Raw genomic sequence first — 13,533 nt, 5'->3', positions numbered from 1 at the left:
GAAGCGAGCCCTGAGATGAGTCATCCCTGACCCCTTGAGGGTCCTAAAGGGCCGTTGGAGACCACAACGTTGATAGGCGGGGTGTGTAAGTGCAGCGATGCATTGAGCTAACCCGTACTAATTACCCGTGAGGCTTAACCATACAACACCCAAGAAGTGTTCTAAGGCTTGTAGCGAATGAAGAACTACTTACAAATTCAGTGATAGCGACTAGGCAAACTAGCCAATCGTTACTCACGTCAGCTTTCTCAGATTGAAGTAATTTGCCTGGCGGCCATAGCGCCGTGGAACCACCTGATCCCATGCCGAACTCAGAAGTGAAACGCGGTAGCGCCGATGGTAGTGTGGCATTCGCCATGCGAGAGTAGGACACTGCCAGGCACCCAATTAAACGGTGATGTGAGAATCACATGACCGGCTGCGAGGATGACACCTCACAAGAAAGCAGCAGAAGATTTAGCGCAAGCTAACCGAATGCGGAGCGGTAGTTCAGTCGGTTAGAATACCGGCCTGTCACGCCGGGGGTCGCGGGTTCGAGTCCCGTCCGCTCCGCCACTAATTCGAAGGCCTTCCCAATCGGGAAGGCCTTTTTGCTTTCTGGCATTTGCGAACGGGATAAGGAAACAAGGGGCAGCAGACAGGGCTGCGACTTGTCACTGGTAACTCGGTCCCTGCCTGCAGTCCCTTGTGCTTGAGCTGGACTGCGTCCATCTCCCCGTCCGCTCCGCCAGTAAATTGAGAAGCCCAATCTAACGACTGGTTTTTTGTGCATTTTTGCCCAGTACAACAAGGCCTTCCTGCTTGGGAAGGTCTTTTGTGTTCTTGGCTACGGGTAGCTAGTTTTGAGCTTTGGCAGATTGCCATTGCATCACCAGCTGGATGGAGATCTTGCCCTGTTATGCAAGGTGGTGGCTCGGTTCAAAAGCGCTCAAGCAATGGGAAATACAAGGTGTGATGTAAGGCCGGAGGCGTTGGTCTGCGTGAAAGAGCCAACAGGAGGCTTGAGAATGTGCACATAAAGAAAAGGGGACGGCAGTTGCCGTCCCCTCAAGTCATCTAGTCCAGTCCATGAACTGCAATGCTCCCTGCGATCCCTGACTTTATCCTGATCCTTCGGAATATCCCCTTCCCAATCCGTTGAGGTGTCCTGTGACCATCCTGGTCTGGCAATCGTCCTGATTGCTGCACTCTCTCCATCCTGGAGGTGTCCCTTACCACATCCTGTGGTGTTCCTTGCGTCGTCCTGACAGATAACCATCCGGGCTATCTCGCTTCATCCTGAAGCTGTCCTGCTCGCATCCGGCGAGGTCCTGTTCTTCCTGAAGAGCGGTAATCCGTACTGCTCTGCCTCATCCCGAGGTGTCCGCAACCACATCCTGTGGTGTCCTGTTCAATCCGTTTGATAACCGTCCGGTTACCTGCCTCATCCTGAGGTATCCCTGACCACGTCCTGTGGATTATTCCCTGTTTATGCGCTGTTCCTGCATCCTGCCGAACCAGCTTCGTCCTTGTGAGGTCCATATTAAGGGAAGCGCACAGAGGAACAAGGGAGGCCATGCTGTTATCTCTGTGACTCAGCCTGATCCAATTTAGCTATTAACAAGATAAATCCATATTAATCATTATGTTAGTTTGTTTCATTGGAAAGCACATGGATTCAAAGATGGCTTCGCGTACGGTGCAACACAGTGGCCTCTTACAGCCGCTATGGCGGATCTCTCACACGAAAAAACAGGGGGAAAACGATGGTACAAGACTGCTCAATTCAACTGGCAAGAGTTAAAAATTAGTTGAATAAATATGCTTGAAAAGAATACAAAAAGCCGAGGCTGAGCTCGGCTTTTTGGGATTAGCTAACCCGGCTGCCTGGTGTCGGGTATGCCTTGCGCAATGACTCTGGCGCCAGCACTTCCAGGTTGCCGCTCATGTTATTGAGCCAGGTGCGAAATTCAGGGGTGTCCTGGACTTCGGTCTCCACCACGACACTGCGCTTGTCATAGCGAGTCATGCGTGGGTTGTGGCCCGGGATCTGGCCATCGACCAGGGTCGGGCAGTTTGCATCAATGCGACCGACAAAGCGGATTGGACCGCTGACGTCCTGGTAGCCCTGGTCACGGATCAGCTTCTGGATATTGAAATCCTTCGGCTGGGTTGCGCTGAAGTTGGTCAGTTCCACGCCCTTGATGTGATCGAACGGGATGCCGTATACCTTGGGATCCAGCTCGGACAAAGTACAGAGCAGGGTCGGACCATCGGCCTGATTCAGGATGCCGAGCGGATTGATGCGGTCATAGCAGAGCCATACAGTACGCTCCTTGATGACGCGCTGTATCTCGGCGCTGAACTTGCGACCACGCCAGAGGGCATCGCGGATCAGGGTGCTGCGACGGATCTCCGGGTTGCCGGCAAACGGACGCGGTGACTGATGTACGCTCTCGAGCCAGCGTTCGGCCAGTTCGCTCTGGCTGTCGCGGATCACCTGGCTGGCCTTGTCGATCAGCGGATTCAATTCGGTCAGCACACTTGCCGGTAGCAGTTGGCTTGCCTGATCACTCCAGGTTTTCAGGGCCACTGCCAGCGACAACGGCATGATATTGGCGAAGTCGTTGAGGCCATGGCGCTCAAAGCACCAGCCGTGGGGTTTGCTGCGCTCATCCGAGGTGAGGTCGAACAACCCCATGCCGGACATCTCTTCCAGGTCCCGTTGCACGGTACGCAGACTGACATGGATACCTTCCTCTTCCAGTTTTACCTGAAGTTGGCTGGCGGTCAGCTTGTAAGGGCGGTGCGGGATGCAACGCGCCAAGGTCAGTTGTCGTAACAGCTTCTTACTCATGGTGCATGCCTTCACTGGTTTAGCGTTGAGTGTATCCTAGCCATGGCATGCGACAGTCTATGTCGCAAGTTTTGCTGCGACAACTGTCGCCATTTTCATACAAACGTCATTAACTACATGATATTAAATATGATTACTGTTTTGGTGGGTGGCAATTGAGGCTTTTAATTGATGAAAAAATCGCAAATTAAAGTGCTGTCTTGCGGTTTTTAGGGAGAAGAAAAAATAGAAATCACGTTAAAGGGCAGAAGATGATGTGGAGGGAATGGCTTCCCCCCACCAGATGGACATTCTCGTCAAGCCAACCAGGACCAGGCCGACTTGGTCATGGCGGCTCCCACCATGTAACCAAACACTGCCAGTGCGGCGACACCCGCCACAAGCTTCTGGCTGCGAGCAGGCCGTTTTAACGCCATGACGCCGAGCCCTATGTAGACCACCAGGGCGATCAGCTTGGCCATCAGCCAGGGTTGCTGGCCCGGGCTCATCTGCAACGTGACAGCCAGCAGCACCCCGAACAGCAGCAAGAAGGTGTCGTTGACGTGGGGCGCTATCTTCAGCCAGCGCTTTTGCAGACGCGGGCTGGCATTGAGAGAGAGCATCCAGCGATAGACAAACAGCAGCAGGCTGACGATGGCGAGGGCCATGTGCAGGTGTTTGAGCAGAGGGTAATAGGCAATCATATTGCTTCCTTGTCGTTGTCGGGCAGACCGCTGTTCCAGTTGTGAGCGTGAATACGCTCTTGTCCTTCCTGATCGTCTTGCAACAGATCGGAAAGGATGTCCCTGTATTGCAGGCTCTTGTTGATGTAGGTGTGTTCGTCGTCCAGGTAATTGGCCTGCTCCCGCAGCAACCAGTTGTCGTGTTGTTTGAAGGTCTGTCCCGCCCGCCAGGCCTGGTTGGCCCGAAATCCCAGCTGGGTCAGCGCTTCCACCCCCAGATCCACAGCAGAACCCAGGGTTTCCCGATGCACGCTGTCCACGCCGTGGCGCAGGATCTCGTGAGCATGGGGTCTGTCTTGGGCACGCGCCAGTATCTTAAGGTGCGGGAAGTGTTTCTTCACCATTTCAATCACCTCAAGCGAGGTGGCCGGGTCATTGATGGAGAGTACCAGCAGTTTTGCCTTGTGGGCGCCGGCGGCATGCAGCAGATCGAGCCGGCTGGCGTCGCCGTAGAACACCTGATAGCCGTACCTGCGCAGCATCTCTATCTGACTGGCGTCCTGCTCCAGTATGGTTGTGCCTATGCCGTGGCCGTGCAGCAGGCGCCCCACTATCTGGCCGAAGCGGCCGAAGCCGGCGATGATGACGGGGTGCTCCACCAATTCAGGTTGCTCGTGCTGCGGCGAATCGCTGTGGGTACGGTAATCGAACCAGGGCTGGATCACCCGATCGTTGAGGATCAGCAAGAGCGGCGTCAGCGCCATGGAGAGGGCCACCACCAGGGTGAGCAGTGAGATGGTATCGCCAGGCAGCACCTTGTTCTGGGAGGCAAACGAGAAGAGCACGAAGGCAAACTCGCCACCCTGTGCCAGCGCCAGCCCGAAGGTCCAGCGCTGGTTGGGCGAGATACGAATGACAAAGCCGAGCGCCATCAGCACCAGCCATTTCAATGCCATCAGGCCGATCACCAGCACCGGGATGAGAAAGGGGGGTTCGGCAAACAGGCTGAAGTTGATGCCGGCGCCCACCGACATGAAGAAGAGGCCGAGCAGCAAGCCCTTGAACGGCTCTATGTCCGCCTCCAGCTCGTGGCGATATTCGCTGTCGGCCAGCACCACGCCAGCGAGGAAGGAGCCAAGGGCAGGGGAGAGCCCCACCGATTCCATCAGCACTGCGATGGCGATCACCAGCAGCAGGGCGGCGGCGACGAAGATCTCCCGCATGTGGGACTGGGCGATGGCGCGAAACACCGGCCGCATCAGGTAGTGGCCACCCAGCACTATGCCGGAGATGGCCGCCACCACCAGCAGGCCGTGTTGCCAGCCGGCCAGCTCCGCACTGCCATTGCTGGCCACCGGCGCTATGGCGAGCAGCGGCAGGATCGCCAGTATGGGAATGACGGCAATGTCCTGGAACAACAGCACTGCAAAGGCGGATCGACCGCTTTCGCTCTGCATCAGTTTGCGCTCCTGCAGGCTCTGCAACACTATGGCAGTGGAGGAGAGCGCCAGGATGAGGCCGATGGCCAGTCCCTGCTGCCAGGGCAGTCCGATGAGATATGCCACGCCAGTCAGGGCACCTGTGGTGAGCAGCACCTGCAGGCCGCCGGTGCCGAGTATGGGCCCCTTCAGCTGCCACAAGAGGGCAGGGCGCAGCTCCAGCCCGACCAGAAACAGCATCAGCACTACCCCGAATTCGGCGAAGTGCATCACATCCTTCTGCTCCCCCACCAGTCCCAGCAGGAAGGGACCTATGATGATGCCCGCCAGCAGGTAGCCAAGCACAGAACCCAGCCCCCAGCGTTTGGCCAGCGGCACGGCGATCACCGCCGCCGAGAGGTAGATAAGCGCATCAAACAGTAATCCGTGACCCATCAGCCCGCCCTCCGTTTGAACGTCTGGTCAGGCTCACAGGGTCGGCCAAATAGCTGACAGTGTTTCATGAGAGCACCTCCAGCAGATCCCGCAGATAAGACTGCCCCGCGAGCTGATCGGGGGTCAGTTGCTCGTCGCGCAGGGCACACAACAGCTGGCGATAATCCTGGCCACAGCGGCGCAATGCCTCCGGATCCTTGATCTTGTGAAAGGAGTGGAGCACGAACGGGGGCAGCCAGGTCATGCCGCACAGTTGTGCCGTTTGCTGGAACGGCAGCAAAAAGTCGAGCAGTGGGCGACTGTTGTAGCCTGCGCTGCAATAGGACTCTGGGGCGCCACCCGTGGTGATGGCACTCAGCCACTGCTTGCCATTGAGGGCATGGGCCTCGGGACCGTAGGCATAGCCGTATTCCAGCACCAGGTCCATCCACTCCTTCATGATGGCGGGGCAGGAGTACCAGTAGAAGGGGTGTTGAAAGACGATGATATCGTGTTCCGACAGCAGGGCCTGTTCCTGTTTTACATTGATGAACATGTCCGGGTAGTGCTGATAGAGGTCGTGAACTGTGACGCCCTCCAGCTCTTCGATAGCCTGCAACAGCTGCTTGTTGGCTCTTGAGCTCTGCAGGGCCGGGTGTGAAAAGATAACCAGAATGCGTTTCATGGGGTCATAACCTGAAGACTGAGCCTGGTACTGGCAAAAACCAGTACTGGCGAAAAGAAGATGCATTGAGCGGTGACGTTATCAAGAAGTGCCATGGCCCGCCAGTTCCGGGATCAGGTCCCGTTACGCCGGACGCGGGGATCCGTGGGTGAATCGCGCCCCGCCAGACTACTTACATCCCGCGAACCATAGAGGGGAGGGCTTGACCCTCCCCCTGGGCCAGAGGTTACCATAGGGCTCTTCTGCTTAATGAGTCATGTCATGGTTCTGACCCGTCGCCAACTCGCTCGCGCCCGCCGCTGGCTCCCCTTGTGGAGTCTGTTGATGGTGCTGATGTCGTTTGGCAGCCGGGCGGCGACCGATCTCTGTACGCTGACCCCCCATTGCAGCCAGAGCGAGCGTACCCTGGAGAAGGCCATGCCGTGTGGCAGCTTTACTGCAGCGCTCGCCATGACGGTGCTTACCAGCGACAGCCTGACGGTGGCCGTGCTGGAGCCTGACAGGCCTGAGTTTATTTCCCCTTCCCTGTATACGCCGGATGCGCCGCCCGAGCGGCTGGAACGTCCTCCCCGTCATCCCGGTTGAGTCGAGTTTCCCCATTTTTTTGGGTATTTCTTCTTATCCGAGGTGAGTCATGTACAAGTCCCTGTTACTGGCCCTGCTGGCCGGCAGTGTCAGCTTCTCCGCCCTGGCTGCGGAGCGGATGACTGTCTACAAGTCCCAGTATTGCGGCTGCTGCAAGACCTGGATCAAGCACATGGAAGAGAACGGCTTTGAGGTCAAGGTCGTCGAAACCGAGCAGCTGGAACCCATCAAGCAGCAGTACGGCATCACTCCGCAGCTGGCGTCCTGCCACACGGGTGTGGTCAATGGCTATGTGGTGGAGGGACATGTACCCGCTGCCGACGTGCAGAAGCTGCTCGAGGAAAAACCGGCGATCCGCGGCCTGACCATTCCGGGCATGCCCCAGAGTGCGCCAGGCATGGATATACCGGGTCAGCCCTATCAGGTGCTGAGCATCAGTCATGAGGGCGCGACCAAGACCTGGTCGAGCTATCCCGGCTGACGCAAACTGGTCATGAGCAGACACAACTCCATCATGTGAGGCACACCTGAGCGAATCCGTGTCGCTCATGATCAGGTTTGAGGGCCACTGTCGCGAGACAGTGGCCCTTTTACGTGTTCTGGCGGGTTTTGCGCTGATAACTTGCAACTGGGGGCGACAAGGGGCAGATTGTTGGCCACACCAAGGAGCCAAGGCTCAGGTTTGCCAACCCTTTTAAAGCGCAAAGGATGCGAGATGTTCACCTTTTCCCGAGGGCTTCTGCTGCTGGCTTGTCTGGCCGCCGTCCCCTGTTCATATGCCAATGATGAGTCCGCCATGCCCACAAGTGACACCCTGATCCAGCCTCCCGTGGCCGCCAAACATCCTCATACCATCAAAAAACACGGGGATGCCCGGGTCGACAACTACTACTGGCTGCGGGATGACGAGCGCCAGAACCCCGAGATGCTGGCCTACCTCAAGGCTGAAAACGCCTATACCGATGCCATGCTCAAGCCGACCCAGCCGCTGCGCGATCAACTCTACAAAGAGATGGTGGCCCGCATTCCCCAGCAGGATGAGTCGGTGCCGTATGTGAAGAATGGCTACCGTTACCAGACCCGTTATGAGCCGGGCAAGGAGTACGGCATCTACTCCCGCACCAGGGTCGGGGAGAAGCACGCCGATGTGATGCTCGACAGCAACCAGCGCGCCGAAGGGCACGAGTTCTACGCCCTGGGCGCCCTGGAGGTGAGCCGCAACAACCGCTGGCTGGCGGTGGCGGAAGATTTCCTCTCTCGTCGTCAGTACCAGATCCAGTTCCTCGATCTGGAGAGTGGCCAGTGGGCCGGCGACAAGTTGGAAAATACCTCCGGCAACCTGGTATGGGCCAACGACAGCAAGACGGTGTTCTACGTGCGCAAGCATCCCAAGACACTGCTCCCTTATCAGGTCTATCGCCACGAGCTTGGCTCGGATCCGGCGAAAGACACCCTGGTGTATGAGGAAAAAGACGACACCTTCTACGTCAGCCTCTATGCCACCACCTCGGAAGACTTTATCGTCATCGCCCTTTCCAGCACCACAACGGGCGAGGCGCGTCTCATCGACGCCAACGTGCCGACCCAGGCGCCGCGTCTGTTCCTGCCCCGTCAGGTGGATCACGAATACAGCCTGGATCACTACCGTGGCCGCTTCTATGTGCGTTCCAACAAGGACGGCAAGAATTTTGGCTTGTACGAGACCAAAGAGAGCCCGGTCGATCGCTGGAAATCTGTGATAGCCCCCAACCCGGACGTACTGCTGGAGAGCTATGCCCTGTTCAAGGAGTGGCTGGTGCTGGAGGAGCGCAACCAGGGCCTGACCCGGCTGCGCCAGATCAACTGGCAGAGCGGCGAGGAGAAGGAGATCGCCTTCGACGATCCCGCCTATGTCACCTGGCTTGCCTACAATCCGGAGCCGGATACCAGCGCCCTGCGCTATGGCTACTCCTCCATGACTACGCCCTCCTCCACCTACGAGCTGGATCTGGCGAGCGGCAAGCGCACCCTGCTCAAGCAGCAGCCGGTGGCGGGCTTCAAAGCACAACTGTATGCCAGCGAGAGACTCTGGATCACGGCCCGTGACGGCGTGTCCGTGCCGGTGTCACTGGTCTATCGCAAGGACAAGTTCAAGAAAAACGGCCACAACCCGCTGCTGGTGTACGGCTACGGCTCTTACGGTGCCAGCATGGATCCCGACTTCAGCACCGCCCGTCTGAGCTTGCTGGACAGAGGCTTCGTCTATGCCATCGCCCATATCCGGGGTGGCGAGGAGCTGGGCCGTCACTGGTATGAAGATGGCAAGCTGCTGAAAAAACAGAATACCTTCAACGACTTCATCGACGTCACCGAGGCGCTGGTGGCGCAAGGGTATGGCGCCAAAGATCAGGTCTATGCCATGGGCGGCAGTGCCGGTGGCCTGCTGATGGGGGCCGTCATCAACCAGGCTCCCCAGCTTTATCGCGGCGTGGTGGCGCAGGTGCCGTTCGTGGATGTGGTCACTACCATGCTGGATGAGTCGATCCCCCTCACCACGGGGGAGTACGACGAGTGGGGCAACCCGAACCAGAAGCGTTACTACGACTACATGAAGGCTTATAGCCCTTACGATCAGGTCAAGGCACAGGCCTATCCCAATCTGCTGGTCACCACGGGTCTGCACGACTCCCAGGTACAGTATTGGGAACCTGCCAAGTGGGTCGCCAAGCTGCGCGAGATGAAGACGGATGATAACAAGTTGTTGCTGAATACCGACATGGATGCTGGCCACGGTGGCAAATCCGGTCGCTTCAAGGCGTACGAAGACATAGCGCTGGAATTCGCGTTTATTCTGGATCTGGCCCAAGCCGGCAGCTGAGACAAGATGACACAGGCCCTTGCCCTGCAAGGGCCACAAAAGAATCCGCCATCGCTTTTTATTGCTTCCATCAGGTAGCAGATGGAATTAATCTTTGGTAGGAAAATGAATGATCAGCGTCATAATTTTCGAGATTTAATTCCGGGATTTTGCCATTTTGTTTGATTTGTGTTGGCTTAATGTGCTTAATCGGAGTGCTTATAACTTTTTCTTTGGCCCCTCAGGGGCCAAATTATCTTCAACTGGCACGAGGCCGGTTGACTCACCGCAGGATGAGGGTGATTTTTTGGAAAAGGCATCGCAGCCCAACCCTTTTCTTGCATGAGGCAAGTTAGGCAAGCCCAGCGCAGAACAGGGTGTTGTCGTACATTCATCCGGGAATCGGATGAGATAAATCAATGAAAAGGATGGAAAACATGAAAGGATTATCCTTGGCGTGCGCCCTGTCGGCGGCTCTGGTCGGTGTTTCGTTTGGCGGCCAGGTACAGGCGCAGGAGCGCTTCGTGACCATAGGCACTGGCGGCCAGACTGGCGTCTACTATGTGGCAGGCCAGTCTATCTGTCGTTTCCTCAATCGCGGCGCTGCCGATCACCAGATCAAGTGCAACGCGCCAGCCAGTGGTGGCGGTGTTGCCAACGTCAACGGCATCCGCAGCGGTGAATTCAACTTCGGCATCATGCAGTCTGACCACCAGTTCAAGGCGATGAAAGGGCTGCCCCCTTTCCAGACCGAAGGGGCCATGGATGATATCCGTGCCGTCTTCTCCCTGCAGAGCGAGGTGTTCACCATTCTGGCTCGTCGCGATGCCAAGATCGCCAGCTTTGACGATCTGAAGGGCAAGCGCGTCAACATCGGCAACCCGGGCTCGGGTCAGCGTGACACCATGGAAGAGATCATGACGGTCAAGGGCTGGAAGAAGGGTGACTTCGCTCTGGTTTCCGAGCTGAAACCGGCAGAGCAGGCTTCTGCACTGGGTGACAACAACATCGATGCCATGAGCTACTTCGTTGGTCACCCGAACGGTGCCATCCAGGAAGCCTCCACCACCACGGATGCCGTGCTGGTGCCGGTGACCGGCGAGGCTATCGACAAGCTGTTGGCAGAGAAGAGCTACTACACCAAGGCCGAGATCCCGGGTGGCCTCTACAAGGGCAGCGACCAGCCGACCCCGTCCATCGGTGGCAAGGCTGTGCTCTCCACCAGTGCCAAGGCCGATCCGGAAGTGGTCTATCAGCTGGTGAAGTCTGTCTTTGACAACCTGGATCGCTTCAAGCGCCTGCACCCTGCCTTTGCCGACCTGAAAGAGGCCGACATGATCAAGGTAGGGCTCTCTGCACCGCTGCATGAAGGGGCTGCTCGCTACTACAAAGAGCGCGGCTGGCTCTGATTGAGGGCCCAAGGGCCTTTGTCACTCCCTCGACACCCGTTGGCTGCGCTGTTTGTGGCGGCGGGTGTCGTTTTTGTTGTACTCGTTGGCACAAGTTAACCCTATGCAAGATAAACAACTCTCTACCGAGGAACTGATCGCCCAGGATGTGGGCGCTCGTCTGCCGCTTGGCCTCATGGGCTGGCTCATTACCGCCCTGGCGCTGGCCTGGTCCCTGTTCCAGCTCTGGATCGCCTCGCCACTGCCCTTCATGCTGGGTTTTGGCGTGCTCAATGATACCGAGACCCGCGCCATTCACCTCACCTTTGCCCTGTTGCTGGCCTATCTGGTGTTTCCGGCGTTTCGTAGTTCACCCCGGGATCGAGTGCCGCTCAGCGACATGGCGCTGGGGCTGATTGCTGCCGGAGCGGCTTCTTATCTGTTCGTGATGTATGAAGCGCTGGCCCTGCGTCCTGGCAGCCTCACCACCTCGGATCTGATCACGGCCTGCATCGGCATTCCGTTGCTGCTGGAAGCGGCACGGCGGGCCCTGGGCCCTGCCCTGGCGGTCATCGCCCTGCTGTTCCTCGTATACAGCCTGGCTGGCCCCTGGATGCCGGGTCTGCTGGCTCACCGCGGCGTGAGCTTCACTGCCCTGGCCAACCACCAGTGGATCACCACGGAAGGAGTGTTTGGCATAGCCCTCGGTGTGTCGACCAGCTTCGTGTTCCTGTTTGTGCTGTTTGGTGCCCTGCTGGAGCGGGCCGGTGCCGGTCACTACTTTATCCAGCTCGCCTTCAGCCTGCTCGGTCATCTGCGCGGCGGTCCGGCCAAGGCAGCTGTGGTGGCCTCCGCCCTGACCGGTCTCATCTCGGGTTCGTCCATCGCCAACGTGGTCACCACGGGCACCTTTACCATCCCCATGATGAAGAAGGTGGGCTTCAGTTCAGAGAAGGCTGGCGCAGTCGAGGTAGCCTCCTCGGTCAACGGCCAGATCATGCCTCCCGTGATGGGAGCTGCGGCCTTCCTGATGGTGGAGTATGTGGGCATCCCCTACGTCGAGATCATCAAGCATGCCTTCCTGCCGGCGACCATCTCCTATATAGCGCTGCTCTATATCGTCCATCTGGAGGCGCTCAAGCTGGGCATGGAGCCCATCGGCAACCATCAGCCTAAACCCTGGCTGCGTCGGCTGACCGGCTTCGCCTTCGGCGCCGCCCTCATCAGCGGCCTGTCGCTGGCGGTCTACTACGGCCTGGGTTGGCTCAAACCCGTGCTGGGTGACTATGCGCTGCCGGGCATTTCGCTGCTGCTGGCTGCCACCTATGTGGGCCTGCTCAAGATTGCGGCCAGCAATGAACCGCTGGCGGCGGAGGATCCCGACAAGCCGCTGATCACGTTGCCCAACACCCGCGTCGTGCTGCTTTCCGGCCTGCACTTCCTGCTGCCCGTGGTGGTACTGGTGTGGTGTCTGATGGTGGAGCGCCTCTCGCCGGGCCTGTCGGCCTTCTGGGGCACCGTCATGCTGGTCATCATTTTGCTGACCCAGCGGCCGCTGCTCAACTGGCTGCGTACCGATGGCAAGCATGACTACGGCTCGCTGCTCGATGGCATGGTGGATCTGCGGGAAGGGCTGGTCGCCGGTGCCCGCAACATGATCGGCATCGGCATTGCCACCGCCACGGCGGGGATCATAGTCGGTGCCGTCTCCCAGACCGGGGTTGGCCTGGTGCTGGCGGATCTGGTGGAATTCCTCTCCATGGGCAATCTGCTGCTGATGCTGCTGCTCACCGCCCTGCTGAGCCTGATCCTCGGCATGGGGTTGCCCACCACCGCCAACTACATAGTGGTATCCAGCTTGCTGGCGCCGGTGGTGGTGACGCTTGGCCAGCAGAACGGTCTGATAGTGCCGCTCATAGCCGTGCATCTGTTCGTGTTCTACTTCGGCATCATGGCGGATGTAACGCCACCTGTGGGTCTGGCCTCGTTTGCGGCGGCTGCCGTCTCCAAGGGCGATCCCATCAAAACCGGTATCACGGCTTTCTACTACAGTCTGCGCACCGCGGCACTGCCCTTCCTGTTCATCTTCAACACGGATCTGCTGCTGATCGACGTGGACTTTGCCCACGGTGTGCTGATCTTCATAGTCGCGACCATCGCCATGTTGATCTTTGCCGCCGCGACCCAGGGCTGGTTCCTGGTGAAGAACCGCTGGTACGAGAGCGTCTTGCTGCTGCTGGTGGCTTTCACCCTGTTCCGTCCGGGGTTCTGGATGGACATGGTGCACGATCCTTATCGCAGTACACCGCCAGCCCAGCTTGCCCAGACCATGGGGGAGGTAGAAGCGCAGAGCACATTAAGGTTGCGGCTCAAGGGTGAGGATATGGTAGGCAAGCCCCGTCAATCCACCCTGCTGGTCGCAGTGCCGGATGGTGCAAATGGCGACGAGCGGTTGGCGAACCTGGGACTGACGATCTATGAGCAGGATGGCAAGACCCTGATCGACAGTGTGGCCTTTGGCAGCCCGGCCGCCACCATGGGGCTGGAGTTTGATCAGGAGATCCTCTCCGTCAAGGCTCCCACCGAGCGCTGGCCAAAGGAGCTGATTTGGTTCCCGGGCTTCCTGCTGTTTGGGCTGATCGTCTGGCTGCAACGGCGACGTGTGGTTCGCCAATAAAATGCCAATAA

9 protein-coding genes, 1 tRNA gene and 2 rRNA genes are annotated in these 13,533 nt (G+C 58.2%); 8 read left to right on the top strand and 4 right to left on the bottom strand.

Annotated elements, in window-relative coordinates:
* The 3 genes from OKC28_RS04730 to OKC28_RS04720 all read left to right on the top strand — a co-directional run.
* Positions 1–142 (top strand): 23S ribosomal RNA (locus OKC28_RS04730); the annotation flags it as partial.
* A 124-nt stretch (positions 143–266) separates the two neighbouring features.
* Positions 267–381, top strand: a 5S ribosomal RNA gene (rrf, locus tag OKC28_RS04725).
* A gap of 97 nt (positions 382–478) precedes the next feature.
* Positions 479–555 (top strand) — tRNA-Asp (locus OKC28_RS04720).
* Between the two features lie 1,294 nt (positions 556–1,849).
* Here the strand turns inward: OKC28_RS04720 and OKC28_RS04715 are convergent.
* The 4 genes from OKC28_RS04715 to kefF all read right to left on the bottom strand — a co-directional run bounded on the left by OKC28_RS04715 (position 1,850) and on the right by kefF (position 6,036).
* Positions 1,850–2,836 (bottom strand): helix-turn-helix transcriptional regulator, encoded by a 987-nt coding sequence (locus tag OKC28_RS04715; protein WP_005316508.1) that lies wholly within the window; start codon positions 2,834–2,836, stop codon positions 1,850–1,852.
* Between the two features lie 296 nt (positions 2,837–3,132).
* On the bottom strand, positions 3,133–3,519 hold the full coding sequence (locus OKC28_RS04710) for a SirB2 family protein (RefSeq protein ID WP_270687788.1): 387 nt from the start codon (positions 3,517–3,519) through the stop codon (positions 3,133–3,135).
* On the bottom strand, positions 3,516–5,372 hold the full coding sequence (locus OKC28_RS04705; RefSeq protein ID WP_270687785.1) for a monovalent cation:proton antiporter-2 (CPA2) family protein: 1,857 nt from the start codon (positions 5,370–5,372) through the stop codon (positions 3,516–3,518). Before OKC28_RS04705 ends, OKC28_RS04710 begins: the two co-directional genes overlap by 4 nt.
* Before the next feature lie 64 nt (positions 5,373–5,436).
* Complete coding sequence (kefF, locus tag OKC28_RS04700) at positions 5,437–6,036, bottom strand: glutathione-regulated potassium-efflux system oxidoreductase KefF (protein WP_096117690.1); 600 nt, start codon at positions 6,034–6,036, stop codon at positions 5,437–5,439.
* 261 nt (positions 6,037–6,297) lie between these two features.
* Here kefF and OKC28_RS04695 point away from each other — a divergent pair, with 261 nt between their 5' ends.
* From OKC28_RS04695 to OKC28_RS04675, 5 genes are all read left to right on the top strand, one after another.
* On the top strand, positions 6,298–6,621 hold the full coding sequence (locus tag OKC28_RS04695) for a hypothetical protein (protein ID WP_021140156.1): 324 nt from the start codon (positions 6,298–6,300) through the stop codon (positions 6,619–6,621).
* 49 nt (positions 6,622–6,670) lie between these two features.
* Positions 6,671–7,102, top strand: a complete 432-nt coding sequence (locus OKC28_RS04690; protein WP_270687782.1) for a DUF411 domain-containing protein — start codon at positions 6,671–6,673, stop codon at positions 7,100–7,102.
* A gap of 234 nt (positions 7,103–7,336) precedes the next feature.
* Entirely contained in the window at positions 7,337–9,478 is a 2,142-nt protein-coding gene (locus OKC28_RS04685; RefSeq protein WP_234595533.1) for a S9 family peptidase, read from the top strand.
* Between the two features lie 416 nt (positions 9,479–9,894).
* The gene (locus tag OKC28_RS04680) at positions 9,895–10,866 is read left to right on the top strand and encodes a TAXI family TRAP transporter solute-binding subunit (RefSeq protein ID WP_265451608.1); all 972 of its coding nucleotides are present in this window, start codon (positions 9,895–9,897) and stop codon (positions 10,864–10,866) included.
* Positions 10,867–10,969: 103 nt separating this feature from the next.
* Positions 10,970–13,522, top strand: a complete 2,553-nt coding sequence (locus tag OKC28_RS04675) for a TRAP transporter permease (protein WP_270687776.1) — start codon at positions 10,970–10,972, stop codon at positions 13,520–13,522.
* Positions 13,523–13,533 lie beyond the last annotated feature (11 nt).

Origin of the sequence: Aeromonas sp. D3 (assembly GCF_027705025.1) — a bacterium.
In the GTDB taxonomy this organism is placed as follows: domain Bacteria; phylum Pseudomonadota; class Gammaproteobacteria; order Enterobacterales; family Aeromonadaceae; genus Aeromonas; species Aeromonas salmonicida.
This window is presented reverse-complemented; position numbering and strand designations above follow the sequence as displayed.

Excerpts from the sequence above, each read along its gene's own strand:
- OKC28_RS04715 (WP_005316508.1), bottom strand. The coding sequence starts at position 2,836 with ATGAGTAAGAAGCTGTTACGACAACTGACCTTGGCGCGTTGCATCCCG.
- OKC28_RS04710 (WP_270687788.1), bottom strand. The coding sequence starts at position 3,519 with ATGATTGCCTATTACCCTCTGCTCAAACACCTGCACATGGCCCTCGCC.
- OKC28_RS04705 (WP_270687785.1), bottom strand. The coding sequence starts at position 5,372 with ATGGGTCACGGATTACTGTTTGATGCGCTTATCTACCTCTCGGCGGCG.
- kefF (WP_096117690.1), bottom strand. The coding sequence starts at position 6,036 with ATGAAACGCATTCTGGTTATCTTTTCACACCCGGCCCTGCAGAGCTCA.
- OKC28_RS04695 (WP_021140156.1), top strand. The coding sequence starts at position 6,298 with ATGGTTCTGACCCGTCGCCAACTCGCTCGCGCCCGCCGCTGGCTCCCC.
- OKC28_RS04690 (WP_270687782.1), top strand. The coding sequence starts at position 6,671 with ATGTACAAGTCCCTGTTACTGGCCCTGCTGGCCGGCAGTGTCAGCTTC.
- OKC28_RS04685 (WP_234595533.1), top strand. The coding sequence starts at position 7,337 with ATGTTCACCTTTTCCCGAGGGCTTCTGCTGCTGGCTTGTCTGGCCGCC.
- OKC28_RS04680 (WP_265451608.1), top strand. The coding sequence starts at position 9,895 with ATGAAAGGATTATCCTTGGCGTGCGCCCTGTCGGCGGCTCTGGTCGGT.
- OKC28_RS04675 (WP_270687776.1), top strand. The coding sequence starts at position 10,970 with ATGCAAGATAAACAACTCTCTACCGAGGAACTGATCGCCCAGGATGTG.